Consider the following 13,220-nt stretch of genomic DNA (forward strand, 5'->3'; position numbering starts at 1 on the left):
ATCTCCAAAATCAGCTTTGAATCCGATTTGCGCTCTTTTGGGAATCCCAATCCTTAAATCATCACCACGACCTAGGACACCGATCTTATTCCGTCAGATTGAATTGCACACTCCAAGACAGGATAAGCAAGGCCGCATTTGCCTTCTTCAAGGACTGAATATTGTGAGCAATGCATTACGAAACAGCTTGCCAAGCGGCTTCAGTCTCAAAAATTAGTTTTTCCTTAACGGTTGATTCGTTTCGTAAATTTTGATCAAGGGCTGATATGTCTGTTTCAATCCTGCCAAAGACTGATTCACGCCTCGGCGGCTAGAACCGCTCTTCATCGATCAATCGGTGCCGCCTCAAAATTGTTGCGCATTTGCTACAATTCTGAACTTAAGAACATAAACGATTATCAGATTTTAAAATCCTGCATTGCCTAAAAGCCTGAGCATCTGTCATGTAATTCGCAGCGCAAAGCATCGGTGGCAGGGACAACACGCTTTCAGATTTTGCGCGGCACCAAAGAAATCATGACTGGAGGTCATTATGAACATCAAGAGCCTTCTTCTCGGCTCCGCTGCTGCGCTTGCAGCAGTATCCGGCGCCCAGGCCGCCGACGCTATCGTTGCTGCTCAGCCAGAGCCGATGGAATACGTTCGCGTTTGCGACGCATTCGGCGCTGGCTTCTTCTACATCCCGGGTTCTGAGACCTGCCTGAAGATCGGTGGCTACGTTCGTTTCCAGACAGGCTTCGGCCGTGATCTGTCGGGTACGTCTGACTGGGATAGCTTCACCCGTGCACAGATCGAAATCGACGCCCGTTCGGACTCCGAACTCGGTACGATCCGTGGCTTCATCGGCCTGCGCGGCGATGCTGACAATTCGTCCAACCGCGGCGTGAATGTGGACCAGGCCTTCATCGAAATTGGTGGCCTCAAAGTTGGTTACTTCTACAACTGGTGGGATGACGGTCTCTCTGGCGAAACCGACGTGCTGGCTAACAACTCCCTCTTCAACTCTATTCGTTACACCTTCACAGCTGGCGCTTTCTATGCTGGTCTCTCGGTTGACGAACTCGAAAGCCTGAACACCACGATTACCAACAACAACGTCGGCATTTCCGGCGTCATCGGCGGTGCATTTGGTCCTGCCAAGGTTGCTCTCGTTGGCGGTTACGACACCGACCGCGAAGAAGGTGCAGCACGTGTTATCGCAACGGCTGAACTCGGTCCGGGCACGCTCGGCCTTGCAGCTGTCTGGGCTTCCGGCGCAAACGCCTATTACAACACCTCCGAGTGGGCTGTAGCAGCTGAATACGCTGTGAAGGTTACCGATCGCTTCAAGATCACCCCCGGCGCACAGTACTTCTGGACACTTGACCAGAACCGCTTCGGCGACTTCACCGGCAACCGTGACGGCTGGAAGGCTGGTCTGACGTTCGACTACCAGCTCGCAACCAACCTCTCTACGAAGGTTGCTGTGAACTACCAGGACTTCGACAACCAGCAGGAACAGTGGACCGGTTTCGTCCGCCTCCAGCGCGCATTCTGATCTGACGAGAAGTCGGAAAATGGAGACTCGGCCTCGCGCCGGGTCTCTGGTATGCAGATATCGGTGGCGAACTACTGATCGCCATTACCGCCACAAAATATGATTGATGATTACTTTTTTTAGAGACACATCAAATATATTTTGCTAACGTGAATTATGGGTTCGAAATCGCTCTGATCCACCCCGGTTCATGTCGGGAGAGCCTCGACTCCAGTCAAGTTCTTCTGCTCTCCATGCAGAAGCAGGATCTCCCCGGCCCGCCCGAGGAGATCTTTTTTATCTAGTCTGCTGCCAGCGTCAGAAGATCATAGCCGTGATCTGCTCCCTGGTTCCAAAACCCAACTCAACCGCCGTATCAACAACATTCTGCTCCTTGCTGAGTGCGGTCTTTGCAACCTTGGCAGCCTTGCTGTAACCGATGTACGGAACAAGCATCGTTGCAAGCACGAGACTGTTTTCCAGAGCCCCCTCACACTGGCTTACGTTGGCTTCGATACCTTTGATGCAGCGCTCTGACAGTGTATCCATTGCCTGCATGAGAATTCGCATCGACTGAAGAACGTTGAGGATAATGATCGGTTCCATCGCGTTCAGTTGCAACTGCCCGGCTTCTGCAGCCATGGTAACCGTCAGATCATTACCAATGACTTGGAATGCCACCTGATTGACGACCTCCGGAATGACGGGGTTGATCTTACCCGGCATGATGGAGGATCCTGCCTGGACCGGGGGCAGACGAATCTCGTTGAAGCCGGAGCGAGGGCCGGACGAAAGGAGGCGCAAGTCGTTACACATCTTCGACAACTTGACGGCAATGCGCTTCAGGACACCAGAAAAGGTGACATAAGCGCCTGCATCGGATGAGGCCTCAATAAGGTTTCCTGAAAGCTTGACCTCGAAGCCGGACACCCGCGAGAGCTCGGGAATAACCATTTCCGCATAGCCTGGCGGCGTGTTCACGCCGGTTCCGATGGCAGTGCCGCCAAGATTGACCTCGAGAAGGAGCTGTGACAGGCGACCGATTATTTCAATATCCTCATCGATCGTTGCAGCGAAACCCGCGAACTCCTGTCCAAGTGTCATGGGTACAGCATCCTGCAACTGCGTGCGGCCGATCTTGCGGACACTGGCAAAGGCATCCGCCCGTTCGTTGAGAGCCTCCGAGAGCCGCCGTTGCGACTCTTGAAAGGGCAGGCACTGGCTGACGATCGCAAGTCGCATTGCGGTCGGATAGACATCATTGGTGGACTGCGACCGGTTGACATCATCGTTAGGGTGAAGATGTGCATATTCGCCTGGTGCATGCCCCATGAGGATAAGACCAAGATTGGCGATAACTTCATTCGCATTCATGTTTGTGGACGTCCCGGCGCCACCTTGGATCATGTCCACCCGGAACTGGGAATGGTGAGCACCGCCGATGATCTCATCGCAAACCGAAGCGATCACCTTCGCCTTGTGTTCCGGAAGTACACCAAGATTAAGATTTGCTGCCGCAGCAGCCTTCTTGACCAAAGCCAGCGAGCGAACGAACTCTGGAAAATGCGAGAGAGGGATGCCGGAAATCGGGAAATTGTCGATGGCGCGCTGCGTGTGAACGCCCCAAAGGCAGTTTTTGGGCAGATCGATCACGCCAAGGCTATCTTCTTCCGCGCGTAGCTCGAATATTTCTGACACTGACTTTACTCCAAACAATTGATCAGCTTAAGGCTGAAGATAAATTCAAAGTCGTATGCTGTTGCTAAAGCGTATCGCAGTTATTCGGATTCGCGCCTGTCGCTTTAACTCTTTGTTTTTCCGCATGTCGCTATCGAAAAACCGCGGTACACCTTTGGCTACGACATGCTCTAATCGGAGAGGGCGGGATTGTGAAAATCGACGCTTCAAGGCTGCGCCCGTTTCAATCTTGCTCGGCCGACAACTCCAGCCAAAGGCGCGCGAGAGCTGCCTCCGGCGTTTCAAGGCCACCATTTTCTACGCCGGCCCGCCAGAGAGCGGCACCTGCGGCATAGGTGCCTGGCTCCACACCCCCCGTCTCGCACTGGCTGACGGCGCGGATTCTGCAACCTCGCCGGACGGCCTCAGCGATCACTGCTTCCAGATTTGGATCGGACGGCATTGTTCCCGAGCCGAAGACACGCAATACAGCACCGTCCAGTTCGCTCAACATCGCGGCAATCGCCTTAGCTGAAAGAAAAGGTGTGAGGGTGAGGATAGCGAGGTCCAGATCGGCAAAATGCCGCGGTCCCGAGCGCGGCGGCAACGGAATCTGCGGCACAGAGCGAAACGCATCAGCCTCCTTTGAATTGTGCTTCACGAGCCCGGCGGCAGGAAGCAGACGGCCGTCAAAAGCAAGCCATACTCCCTTCAGATATCGACTGACGGCATCGAGAGCCAGAGATAGGTTCGCCTCTGCATCACCGCCCGTTCCGAGGGGCTTCATCGACCCACACAATATAACCGGCAAATCCAATCCCGCCAACGCGTGTGATAGGGCTGCACCAGTGAATGCCATCGTATCCGTGCCATGGGTGATGATCACTCCATCTCCCCTAAAGCCCAGTACCAGATCGATCATTCGGTTCCAATCGGCAGGACCGATTTCCGCACTGTCGACGATAGGCTCGAAGGCATGAACCCTGACCGTCATCGGACCTTGCGCCAGTTCCGCAACGGCCTGTTCTAGGACACCATAACCTGGCTGCAGACCTTCTGGACCCGGCACCATGCCGATCGTTCCGCCTGTGTTCAAAATCAGCACGTCACGCGCAGCTTCGATTGCGGGCAAGCCCGGCTTTTCGGCCATCTTCTCCGCCCGCAAATCGACATTTAAACCGTTCAATGTCGAGACTGCCCGCGTGTTGTTACTCATACGATCACTCCCTAGCGATCTCGTAGGGCTTACTGCCCTTTGTCGTCGACCGGATCCCTGTTGTTTTCAGCGATGTCTCAGATCGTATCGAAGCATGCAAGTGCTTGTTTTTACGTATTGCAGTCGAAAAATAGGGAATTTGCACGCGATGCGGTTATTTTTTCACTAGGCGACTCAGCCCGACACAGCAGTACGTTATTGTCATAGCTTTTGTGTGGATTTTTAGTTCACGTCGGCAGACAAGCGGGTCCGTTGGGCTCTTTGAGCCAGATTTCGGCCTCAGTTGGAGGAAAGAAGAGGCCTCCATGAATTGTGCAGTGCAGCATGTATTGTAATATTATACGCTTTACAGGAAGTGCGGCGTTTATTATCTTTCGTTGACGTCGTGGAGGCGACGTTTTTGGGAGGACATCAATGAACATTTTTCGCACACTTGCGCTCAGCGCAAGCATGATGGTACTTGGCTGCTCTACGGCTCTTGCTGCGAACCTTACTATCGGTTTCTCGCAGATCGGTTCGGAATCGGGGTGGCGCGCCGCGGAGACTTCGGTCACCAAGGCCGAAGCTGAGAAACGCGGCATCAAATTGAAATTTGCGGATGCCCAGCAGAAGCAGGAAAACCAGATCAAGGCTATCCGCGGCTTCATTGCTCAGGGCGTCGATGCAATTCTCGTGGCTCCTGTCGTGGCGACTGGCTGGGAGAACGTTTTGACGGAAGCCAAGGAAGCCAAGATTCCTGTCATCCTTCTGGATCGAGGGATCGATGCGCCGAAAGATCTCTATCTGACATCGGTTGCGTCCGATCAGGTAAAAGAGGGCCGTGTCGCCGGGGAGTGGCTGGTGAAGACAGTGGGCAGCAAGCCCTGCAAGGTTGTCGAACTTCAGGGCACTGTCGGCTCGACGCCGGCTATCAATCGCAAGAAGGGTTTTGAAGAAGCAATCGCCGGCCAGAAGAACATTTCCATCGTTCGCAGCCAAACCGGCGACTTTACCCGAGCGAAGGGCAAGGAAGTCATGGAAGGCTTCCTGAAGGCGGAAAACGGCGGCAAGGACATCTGCGCCATGTACGCTCATAACGACGATATGGCGGTGGGTGGTATCCAGGCAATCAAGGATGCAGGTCTGAAGCCGGGCAAGGACATCCTTGTCGTCTCGATCGACGCGGTACCGGATATCTTCCAGGCCATGGCTGCCGGTGAAGCAAATGCGACGGTTGAGCTGACGCCCAATATGGCAGGCCCGGCACTTGATGCGCTTGCTGCCTTCCTGAAGGATAAGAAGCAGCCCGAAAAGTTCATCATCACCGAGTCGAAGCTCTATACGCCTGCGGATGATCCGAAGGGTGAATATGAGCGCCGCAAGGGCTTGGGATACTGATCAGGCATATGGTGGGGAAGTTTCGCACTGATCGAACCTTCCCCTCCGAATACGTGTCTCAAGTTCAGCGTTTATCCCGGCTTACCCGGCATCCGAATCGTGATGGCAGCTTGATCCAGGATAATCGCGCTCGGACCTTGTCTTCTTGTCCTGTTTGTCGGCTGAAGAGCTATGCGAAACAGCTGCAGATTTGGCGCGAACATGCTCTAATCCAGATGCGGCGGGAAGACGCGCCGATGTCTCTTTCAGGTGGGCTCATGCCAACAGACTTCAGGCCAGCAGATCCCGGCAGTGTTGGAAATCGACCGCCGGAAACCAGCGGCGCAGACGCCAATGTGGTTCTTGTGGCCAAGGGTATAGTCAAGACCTTTGGCAACCATACCGCACTCAACAACGTGGACCTTGCCTTGCATGCAGGCGAGGTGCATGCGCTGCTAGGGGAAAACGGTGCAGGCAAATCGACGCTGATAAAGATCATCACCGGGGCCTACACGCCGGATCACGGTGAAATTTCGGTCGATGGTGTCCAGGTACAGTTTACGACGCCACAACAGGCACAATCAGCAGGTATTGGAACGGTCTATCAGGAAGTCAATCTTCTGCCGAACATGACGGTGATCGACAACCTGTTCATCGGGCGCCAACCGCGACGCTATGGTCTTGTCGATCGAAAGAAAATGGCGCGGGAGGCGCATCGTATTCTTTCCCAGTACGGTCTGGACATCGACGTCCATGCTGAACTTTCGACCTTCTCTGTCGCCGTCCAGCAGATTATTGCGATCGCCCGTGCCGTGGAGCTATCCGGCAAGGTTCTTATTCTGGATGAGCCCACGGCCAGCCTTGATCGAACCGAAGTCGAAAAGCTGTTCGAAATTGTCCGCCGGCTGAAGGCGCGCGGGCTTGCCATCGTATTCATCACGCACTTTCTCGATCAGGTGTTTGAGCTGAGTGATCGCATCACAGTACTGCGCAACGGTCGCCTGGTGGGAAGCGAAACAATCGGCGATCTCGACAGAACAAGTCTGGTGCGCATGATGCTGGGCAAGGATCTGGCGTTTGTCCATGCAGAAATGGCGGCCGACGACACAGAACCCTCTTCGCCGCTGATGCATTTCAGGGATTTCGGTCGTTCCGGATCGGTGAATCCCTTTGATCTTACTATTCATCGTGGCGAGGTCATTGGTGTTGCCGGTCTGCTGGGTTCCGGACGAACGGAAATGGCGCGATTGATGTTCGGCATCGATACGGCCGATCAGGGTGCTTTGGATATAGATGGCCAGAAAATCTGTTTGCGCGCACCGCAGGATGCAGTCTCGCAGGGATTTGGCTTCTGTCCAGAGGATCGAAAGGTTGACGGGATTTTCGGCGATCTTTCCGTTCGGGAAAACATCATCATTGCAATGCAGGCAAAGCTGGGATGGCTGCAGGCGCTCAATCGCGACGAACAGATGGAGATCGCAGAGCATTTCATCGAGGCGCTCGACATTCGTACGGCTTCCGATGATCTTCCTGTCAAGCTTCTCTCCGGTGGGAACCAGCAAAAGGTCATTCTTGCGCGCTGGCTGGCAACGGATCCTCGTTTCCTCATTCTCGACGAACCGACACGAGGCATCGACGTGGGCGCCCATGCCGAGATCGTACGTATGATCAGCCGCCTGCGAGAGGACGGTCTGGCCCTCATCGTCATTTCGTCGGAACTGGACGAGATCGTCAGCTATTCCTCGCGTGTGGTCGTCATGCGGGATCGTTCATTGGTAGCCGAACTTCGCGGAGCCGAGATCAATCCATCGTCTATTGTACGCGCCATTGCAGCGCAGGATGCAGAGGCAGCCGAATGAGAACACCGTCCGTCAAACGCCTGCTATCTCCGCAGCTTGTCGCACTGCTCGGTGTACTTCTTTTCAACTGGATCGTCTTTCCAGGATTTTTCGACGTCGCGTGGAGGGATGGCAGACTTTTCGGCAGCCTCATCGACGTCATCAATCGAGGTGCACCGGTCGCCATCCTTTCGATCGGCATGACAGCCATCATTGCGACACGCGGAGTCGATCTCTCGGTCGGCGCGGTGATGGCCGTTGCGGGTGCCGTTGCCGCCACCTGTGCGGTAACCGGGCAACCAGTCATCATCATGCTTCTTGCGCCTTTGGCCGTCGGCATGCTCTGCGGCCTCTGGAACGGCTTCCTGGTTTCTATCCTGAGCATCCAGCCGTTTGTCGCAACTCTCGTACTCATGGTTGCGGGCAGAGGTGTTGCCCAATTGATTACCGAGGGTTCGATCGTAACCTTCAACGACCCCGTGCTCATTTTCATCGGGACTGGCTCGTTCCTTGGCCTTCCCATGCCAGCAGTGATTGCGATTGCGTTGATGGTGGGCGCTCATCTTCTTGTGCGACGCACAGCCATTGGCCTTTTCATCGAAGCCATCGGCGTCAACCGTTCTGCTGCCAACTTCACGGCTCTCCGCAGCCGCTCTCTCGTGCTGGCGATTTATGCATTTGGCGGTGTTTGTGCAGCAATTGCGGGCACCATCGCAGCTGGCGATATTCGCGGGGCCGACGCCAACAATACGGGTCTGTGGTTAGAGCTCGATGCGATTCTCGCGGTCGTAATCGGCGGAACCTCGCTGATGGGCGGTCGCTTTTCCATTCCACTTTCCGTGGTCGGCGCCCTCATAATTCAAGCCATGAATACCGGTATTCTGGTCTCAGGCTTTCCGCCAGAGTTCAATCTCATCGTAAAAGCTGGCCTCATCATCATCATTCTCGTGCTGCAAAGCGCAAAGCTGGCTCCCGCTCTGCATCGCATCTTCAAACAGCGCCCCGTCAAGCCCTCCATTCAGACATCGGAAAAGACAGGATGAACCCGCGTTACCGGCCGCTGGCTGCCACCACTCTCATATTCGTCATCGCTTATGGGCTATGCATTCTGCAATATCCCGGCATGTGGTCCACTCGCATTCTTGGAAACTTTCTTACGGATAACGCCTTTCTCGGCATTGCCGCTGTCGGAGCAACCTTCGTCATCATCTCGGGCGGCATAGACCTGTCGATAGGTGCCGTCATTGGTCTGGCCGGTGTCGTTGTGGCAGTCCTCGTATCCCACCTCGGCCTGCATCCCATCGCTGCTTTTGGAATTGTTCTGACGATGTCCGCCTTGTTCGGCGCGGCGATGGGAGCCGTCATCCATTTTCTGCAGGTTCCGCCTTTCATTGTCACACTGGCCGGAATGTTCCTCGCTCGGGGTCTGGCCTCCATCCTTAGCCAGGATTCGATCCCGATCAGTCATCCCTTCTACAAGACCATCATGGATCTATATTATCGACTGCCGGGTGGAGGTCGTCTGAGCGCTATCGGGCTGCTGATGCTACTCGTGTTTCTCATCGGCGGTCTCATTGCACACCGGACGCGGTTCGGTTCCTACGTTTATGCACTTGGCGGCAATCCGACCTCTGCGGCCTTGATGGGCGTACCGACCGGTCCGGTGACCATCGGCATCTACGCACTCTCATCTCTTCTGGGTGGGCTGGCTGGCATCGTCTATTCGCTTTATACGTCCGCGGGTTACCCGCTCGCGGCCGTCGGGATCGAACTTGACTCGATTGCGGCCGTGGTGATAGGCGGAACCCTGTTGACTGGCGGCTACGGCTTCGTATTCGGGACACTGATCGGCGTGATGCTGCAAGGACTGGTACAAACCTACATCGTTTTCGATGGCACTCTCTCCAGTTGGTGGACCAAAATCGCCATTGGTGTGCTGCTCTTCCTCTTCATCCTCTTGCAACAGCTCGTCTTCAGTGCTCACAAAGCTGGTACGCGTCTGAAAAAGGCAGCCGCATGAGCGAACCGGGAAGCCTCCTCCGCTCGCTTGCCGGGCGGATGACGGCACGGAATTTCCACTCGCATGTCATACAGGAACTAGGAACAGGGGTAATCTCGGGTCGTTTTCCCGCGGGCTCGGTCCTTCCCAGCGACGCTGAACTGATGGATAGGTTCCAGGTATCACGCACTGTCCTGCGAGAAGCAATCAAGACACTTGAGGCGAAAGGACTTGTGGAGGCGCGACCGAAGGTCGGGACCAAAGTAGCAAAGCGGACACGGTGGAACCTCTTTGATCCCCAGGTTCTGAGCTGGCATTTGACATCACCACCCGATGAGACATTCATCTCCGGGCTTCATGATGTACGACTACAGCTTGAGCCCTTGGCTGCGCAGGACATGGCCCGGCATCGAACCGGCGAACAGATCCGGTTGATGCATTACTGGCTTCGTCAGATGGAATTGTCTGCTTCCGATGTGACGTCTTTCAGTCTTGCCGACTTCGAATTGCATCGCATCATATCCGATTCGAGCCGGAACCCCTTCATGGCCGCCCTTTATGGGGTCATCGAGTTATCGCACGCCTTCACCTATGGTCCCCTGATGCAATGTCCGGACGCTTCTCAACTTCTTGGCTTTGTAGAGCCGCACCGGGTTCTGATCCGGCAGATTGAGGCTCGAGATGAGGAGAACTCGTATTCTGCAATGCAGGCCTTGATATTATATGAGCGCGTTCATTCTATTGAGTGATAGCTTCGTGATGCCGTGATCCGCGAGGCTGAATGCTGATGCTGCAAACCGATCGCGCGCGGGCCAGCGAGTAGCAGCGCAGAGAGACTGGGCATACACGTGAGTTATCGCCCTTACGTGGCAGGTCTTTCACCAGCAAGGCATTTATCTATTGCTGTTATCATTAAAACATTCATAAATTGAAAACTAACAAAGCGGTCCGATGGTTTGCGATCATCTAGGTGTGAGCTTTCAGGAGGTTGTCCATTAGGAGCAGATTTTAGGAGACTGGAGTACCACACCTCAGTATTCCGAGATCGCTTCGAATGAACATTCACAAGAATGCCCGACTGACGCCATTGCGTCGAGCGGAAATGGCCATCGCCGTTCTTGCTGGCAGCCTCACGAAGACGCAAGCTGCCAGCGTCTATGCTGTCTCCGTCAAGATCGTGTCGCGCTGGGTCGAGCGATTTGAGCAGGGCGGACGCGCTGCGATGGTCGATCGCTCGTCGCCATGGAAACGGGCGTGTCACCCCCACCGTCAACCGCTTTTTCAAACGCACCGGTCTATCGCGCATGAAGACCCAGTCGGCCCGAAGCTGCGATTTTGGCCAACTCGAAGAACGTTGTGGGAACATAGGCTGCAGGATTGACCTGAGAAGTGCCGGGTCGTGACATTGCGCTCCAATTGAGAGCGTTTCGATAAGTACGGGTATTTAGAGTTCGGATTTTGTCGGCCACTGGAGCCTGAGCTTTGCCGACATTGATTTCATAAATTCGAAACCGACTGCGACGAGGCTCGGCTTGGCCTCACAGTTGAAGTTTTTCAGCGCTCGCGGTTTTTTCGCCGGTGACAGCGCTGCAATTCCAAATGATGCGGCCGACTATTTGGCCGAACAGCTTGGCGTCCATTCCGATGAGCTGTCCGGTTACGATTTCGGTGGGCGAACGGCCAGGCTGCATTGCGCCGAGATTTTGCAGTATCTCGGCTTTCGCCGCATGAAGCGAGCTGACCGTGAAGCCTTGTCTCGCTGGATTATAGACGAACTTTGCCCGTCCGGACAATCCGTCAGCGCCGTGCTTGAGGCGGTGTTCCTCTGGTGCCGGGATCGCAATATCTATGGTCCGTCCGCCAAGGAGCTTGAACGGCTCGTTCGTTCGCAACGGCAACAATATCTCGACGGCTGGCTTCATGAGGCAACCGCCGCATTTATGCCGTTATGCGCAATTCATGGGCCAATCATCATCGGCGGATGCTACCAAGCCTGCTTTCCGTGCTGGAGTTCCGGTCGAACAATGCGGTCTGGCGGCCGGTCTTGTCCGCCCTCGACTGGATCAGGGCAAGGCTGGAGGACGGGTGCCGGTTCGTGCCGCAGAAGGATGTGCCGATAGACGGTGTGATCCTGGAAAAGTGGCGCAGTTTGGTCATCGATGGAAATGATCGCGTCAACCGGATCAGCTATGAACTCTGCGTCCTGACCCAATTGCGGGACTGCATCCGGTCCAAGGAAATCTGGGTTGTCGGGGCTGACCGCTACCGTAATCCGGACGATGACCTGCCGAAGGATTTTGCGGCTCGACGCTCCTCTTATTATTCCAAGCTGAACCTGACACAGGACGCATGCGAATTTGTGGCAATGGTTCGCAAGGAGCTGGAACACGAGTTGCTGCTTCTGAACGAAACAATCCCGCGGAACGAGAAGGTGAGAATCCTCTGGCGCGGCGAAAACCGGATATCGATCACGCCGTTCAAGCCGGCGCCGGAACCGAAAGGGCTGGCAGCCATCGAATCGGAGATTGGTCAACGCTGGCCGATGACGGGCCTCCTCGACGTCCTGAAGGAAGCAGCCGTTGACACCGGGCTTCTCGACGGGTTCGAGAACTCGGCCTCCCGGGTCGCGCTGCCCAAGGCTGTTCTGGATCAACGGCTGCTTCTTTGTCTCTATGGCCTCGACACCAATGCCGGGCTGAAGCGGGTGGCCGGTGCCACCTCCGATGTCATCTATGAGGAGCTTCTTCATGTGCATCGCCGCTTCATCTACGCGGGCGCTTTGCGGGAAGCCTGCGCTCGGGTTGCCAATGCTACGCTTGCAATTCGCAACGCAGCAGTCTGGGGTGACGCAGGGACGGCCTGCGCATCGGATTCCACGAAGTTCGGGGGCTGGGATCGCAACCTGATGACGGAGTGGCACGCCCGCTATGGTGGGCGCGGCGTGATGATCTACTGGCATGTCGAACGGCGGACCAGCTGCGTCTATTCCCAGCTCAAGCGGTGCTGGTCGTCGGAAGTTGAATCGATGATCGAAGGTGTTCTTCGCCATTGCACCGAGCTGGAAATCCAACGGCAATATGTCGATGGCCACGGCCAGAGCGCCGTTGGTTTCGCCTTCTGTCGGCTGCTCGGTTTTGAACTCGCCGCACGCCTGAAGGCGATTGTCCGGCAGAAGCTGGCGTTACCGGATGCGAACTTCCGGGCAAGATCGCCGAACTTACTTCCGACCCTTTCCAACCCGATCAACTGGAACGAGATCGAGCAACAATATGACGAAATGGTCACGTATGCCGCAGCCATGCAGACGCGCACAGCCGATCCGGAGGCGATCCTGCGCCGCTTCGCGCGGGCAGAAGTCATGCATCCGACCTACAAGGCGCTCAGTGAACTCGGACGTGCGGTCAAGACGATCTTTCTATGCCGTTACCTGCGCCAAGAACCGTTCCGCCAGGAAATCCATGAAGGGCTCAACGTTGTCGAAAACTGGAATAGTGCCAACGGCTTCGTCTTCTTCGGCAAGGGTGGTGAAATGGCGACCAACCGCATTGACGAGCAGGAGGTTTCGGCATTGGCGCTACACCTTCTTCAGGCTTCGCTCGTCTATGTGAACACGCGCAT

8 protein-coding genes and 2 pseudogenes are annotated in these 13,220 nt (G+C 55.4%); 8 read left to right on the plus strand and 2 right to left on the minus strand.

Annotation, left to right across the window (positions count from 1 at the left end; genetic code table 11):
- Window positions 1-532: 532 nt before the first annotated feature.
- Window positions 533-1,537 (plus strand): porin, encoded by a 1,005-nt coding sequence (locus tag MUU53_RS22015; RefSeq protein ID WP_247262768.1) that lies wholly within the window; start codon window positions 533-535, stop codon window positions 1,535-1,537.
- A 297-nt stretch (window positions 1,538-1,834) separates the two neighbouring features.
- Here the strand turns inward: MUU53_RS22015 and MUU53_RS22020 are convergent, their stop codons facing one another.
- Both MUU53_RS22020 and MUU53_RS22025 read right to left on the minus strand, forming a co-directional pair.
- Window positions 1,835-3,214 carry an aspartate ammonia-lyase gene (locus tag MUU53_RS22020; RefSeq protein WP_247262769.1) on the minus strand — a complete coding sequence of 460 codons (1,380 nt, stop codon included), beginning with the start codon at window positions 3,212-3,214 and terminating at the stop codon, window positions 1,835-1,837.
- Between the two features lie 223 nt (window positions 3,215-3,437).
- Window positions 3,438-4,409 (minus strand): asparaginase domain-containing protein, encoded by a 972-nt coding sequence (locus MUU53_RS22025; RefSeq protein ID WP_247262770.1) that lies wholly within the window; start codon window positions 4,407-4,409, stop codon window positions 3,438-3,440.
- 414 nt (window positions 4,410-4,823) lie between these two features.
- Here MUU53_RS22025 and ytfQ point away from each other — a divergent pair, with 414 nt between their 5' ends.
- The 7 genes and pseudogenes from ytfQ to MUU53_RS22065 form a co-directional block, all read left to right on the plus strand.
- Complete coding sequence (ytfQ, locus tag MUU53_RS22030) at window positions 4,824-5,786, plus strand: galactofuranose ABC transporter, galactofuranose-binding protein YtfQ (RefSeq protein WP_281435229.1); 963 nt, start codon at window positions 4,824-4,826, stop codon at window positions 5,784-5,786.
- A 236-nt stretch (window positions 5,787-6,022) separates the two neighbouring features.
- Window positions 6,023-7,624, plus strand: a complete 1,602-nt coding sequence (locus MUU53_RS22035; protein WP_247262771.1) for a sugar ABC transporter ATP-binding protein — start codon at window positions 6,023-6,025, stop codon at window positions 7,622-7,624.
- The gene (locus tag MUU53_RS22040) at window positions 7,621-8,646 is read left to right on the plus strand and encodes an ABC transporter permease (RefSeq protein ID WP_247262772.1); all 1,026 of its coding nucleotides are present in this window, start codon (window positions 7,621-7,623) and stop codon (window positions 8,644-8,646) included. Before MUU53_RS22035 ends, MUU53_RS22040 begins: the two co-directional genes overlap by 4 nt.
- Complete coding sequence (yjfF, locus tag MUU53_RS22045) at window positions 8,643-9,623, plus strand: galactofuranose ABC transporter, permease protein YjfF (RefSeq protein ID WP_247262773.1); 981 nt, start codon at window positions 8,643-8,645, stop codon at window positions 9,621-9,623. Before MUU53_RS22040 ends, yjfF begins: the two co-directional genes overlap by 4 nt.
- On the plus strand, window positions 9,620-10,351 hold the full coding sequence (locus tag MUU53_RS22050; RefSeq protein ID WP_247262774.1) for a FadR/GntR family transcriptional regulator: 732 nt from the start codon (window positions 9,620-9,622) through the stop codon (window positions 10,349-10,351). The genes yjfF and MUU53_RS22050 overlap by 4 nt, the downstream gene beginning before the upstream one ends.
- 305 nt (window positions 10,352-10,656) lie before the next feature.
- Window positions 10,657-10,905 (plus strand): annotated as a pseudogene (locus MUU53_RS22055) (leucine zipper domain-containing protein); the annotation flags it as partial.
- A 172-nt stretch (window positions 10,906-11,077) separates the two neighbouring features.
- Window positions 11,078-13,220, plus strand: a pseudogene (locus MUU53_RS22065) (Tn3 family transposase); the annotation flags it as partial.

The organism is Affinirhizobium lemnae, assembly GCF_022968395.1.
Taxonomy (GTDB): Bacteria; Pseudomonadota; Alphaproteobacteria; order Rhizobiales; family Rhizobiaceae; genus Neorhizobium; species Neorhizobium lemnae.

Excerpts from the sequence above, each read along its gene's own strand:
- MUU53_RS22025 (WP_247262770.1), bottom strand. The coding sequence starts at position 4,409 with ATGAGTAACAACACGCGGGCAGTCTCGACATTGAACGGTTTAAATGTC.
- MUU53_RS22050 (WP_247262774.1), top strand. The coding sequence starts at position 9,620 with ATGAGCGAACCGGGAAGCCTCCTCCGCTCGCTTGCCGGGCGGATGACG.
- yjfF (WP_247262773.1), top strand. The coding sequence starts at position 8,643 with ATGAACCCGCGTTACCGGCCGCTGGCTGCCACCACTCTCATATTCGTC.
- MUU53_RS22040 (WP_247262772.1), top strand. The coding sequence starts at position 7,621 with ATGAGAACACCGTCCGTCAAACGCCTGCTATCTCCGCAGCTTGTCGCA.
- MUU53_RS22035 (WP_247262771.1), top strand. The coding sequence starts at position 6,023 with ATGTCTCTTTCAGGTGGGCTCATGCCAACAGACTTCAGGCCAGCAGAT.
- MUU53_RS22015 (WP_247262768.1), top strand. The coding sequence starts at position 533 with ATGAACATCAAGAGCCTTCTTCTCGGCTCCGCTGCTGCGCTTGCAGCA.
- ytfQ (WP_281435229.1), top strand. The coding sequence starts at position 4,824 with ATGAACATTTTTCGCACACTTGCGCTCAGCGCAAGCATGATGGTACTT.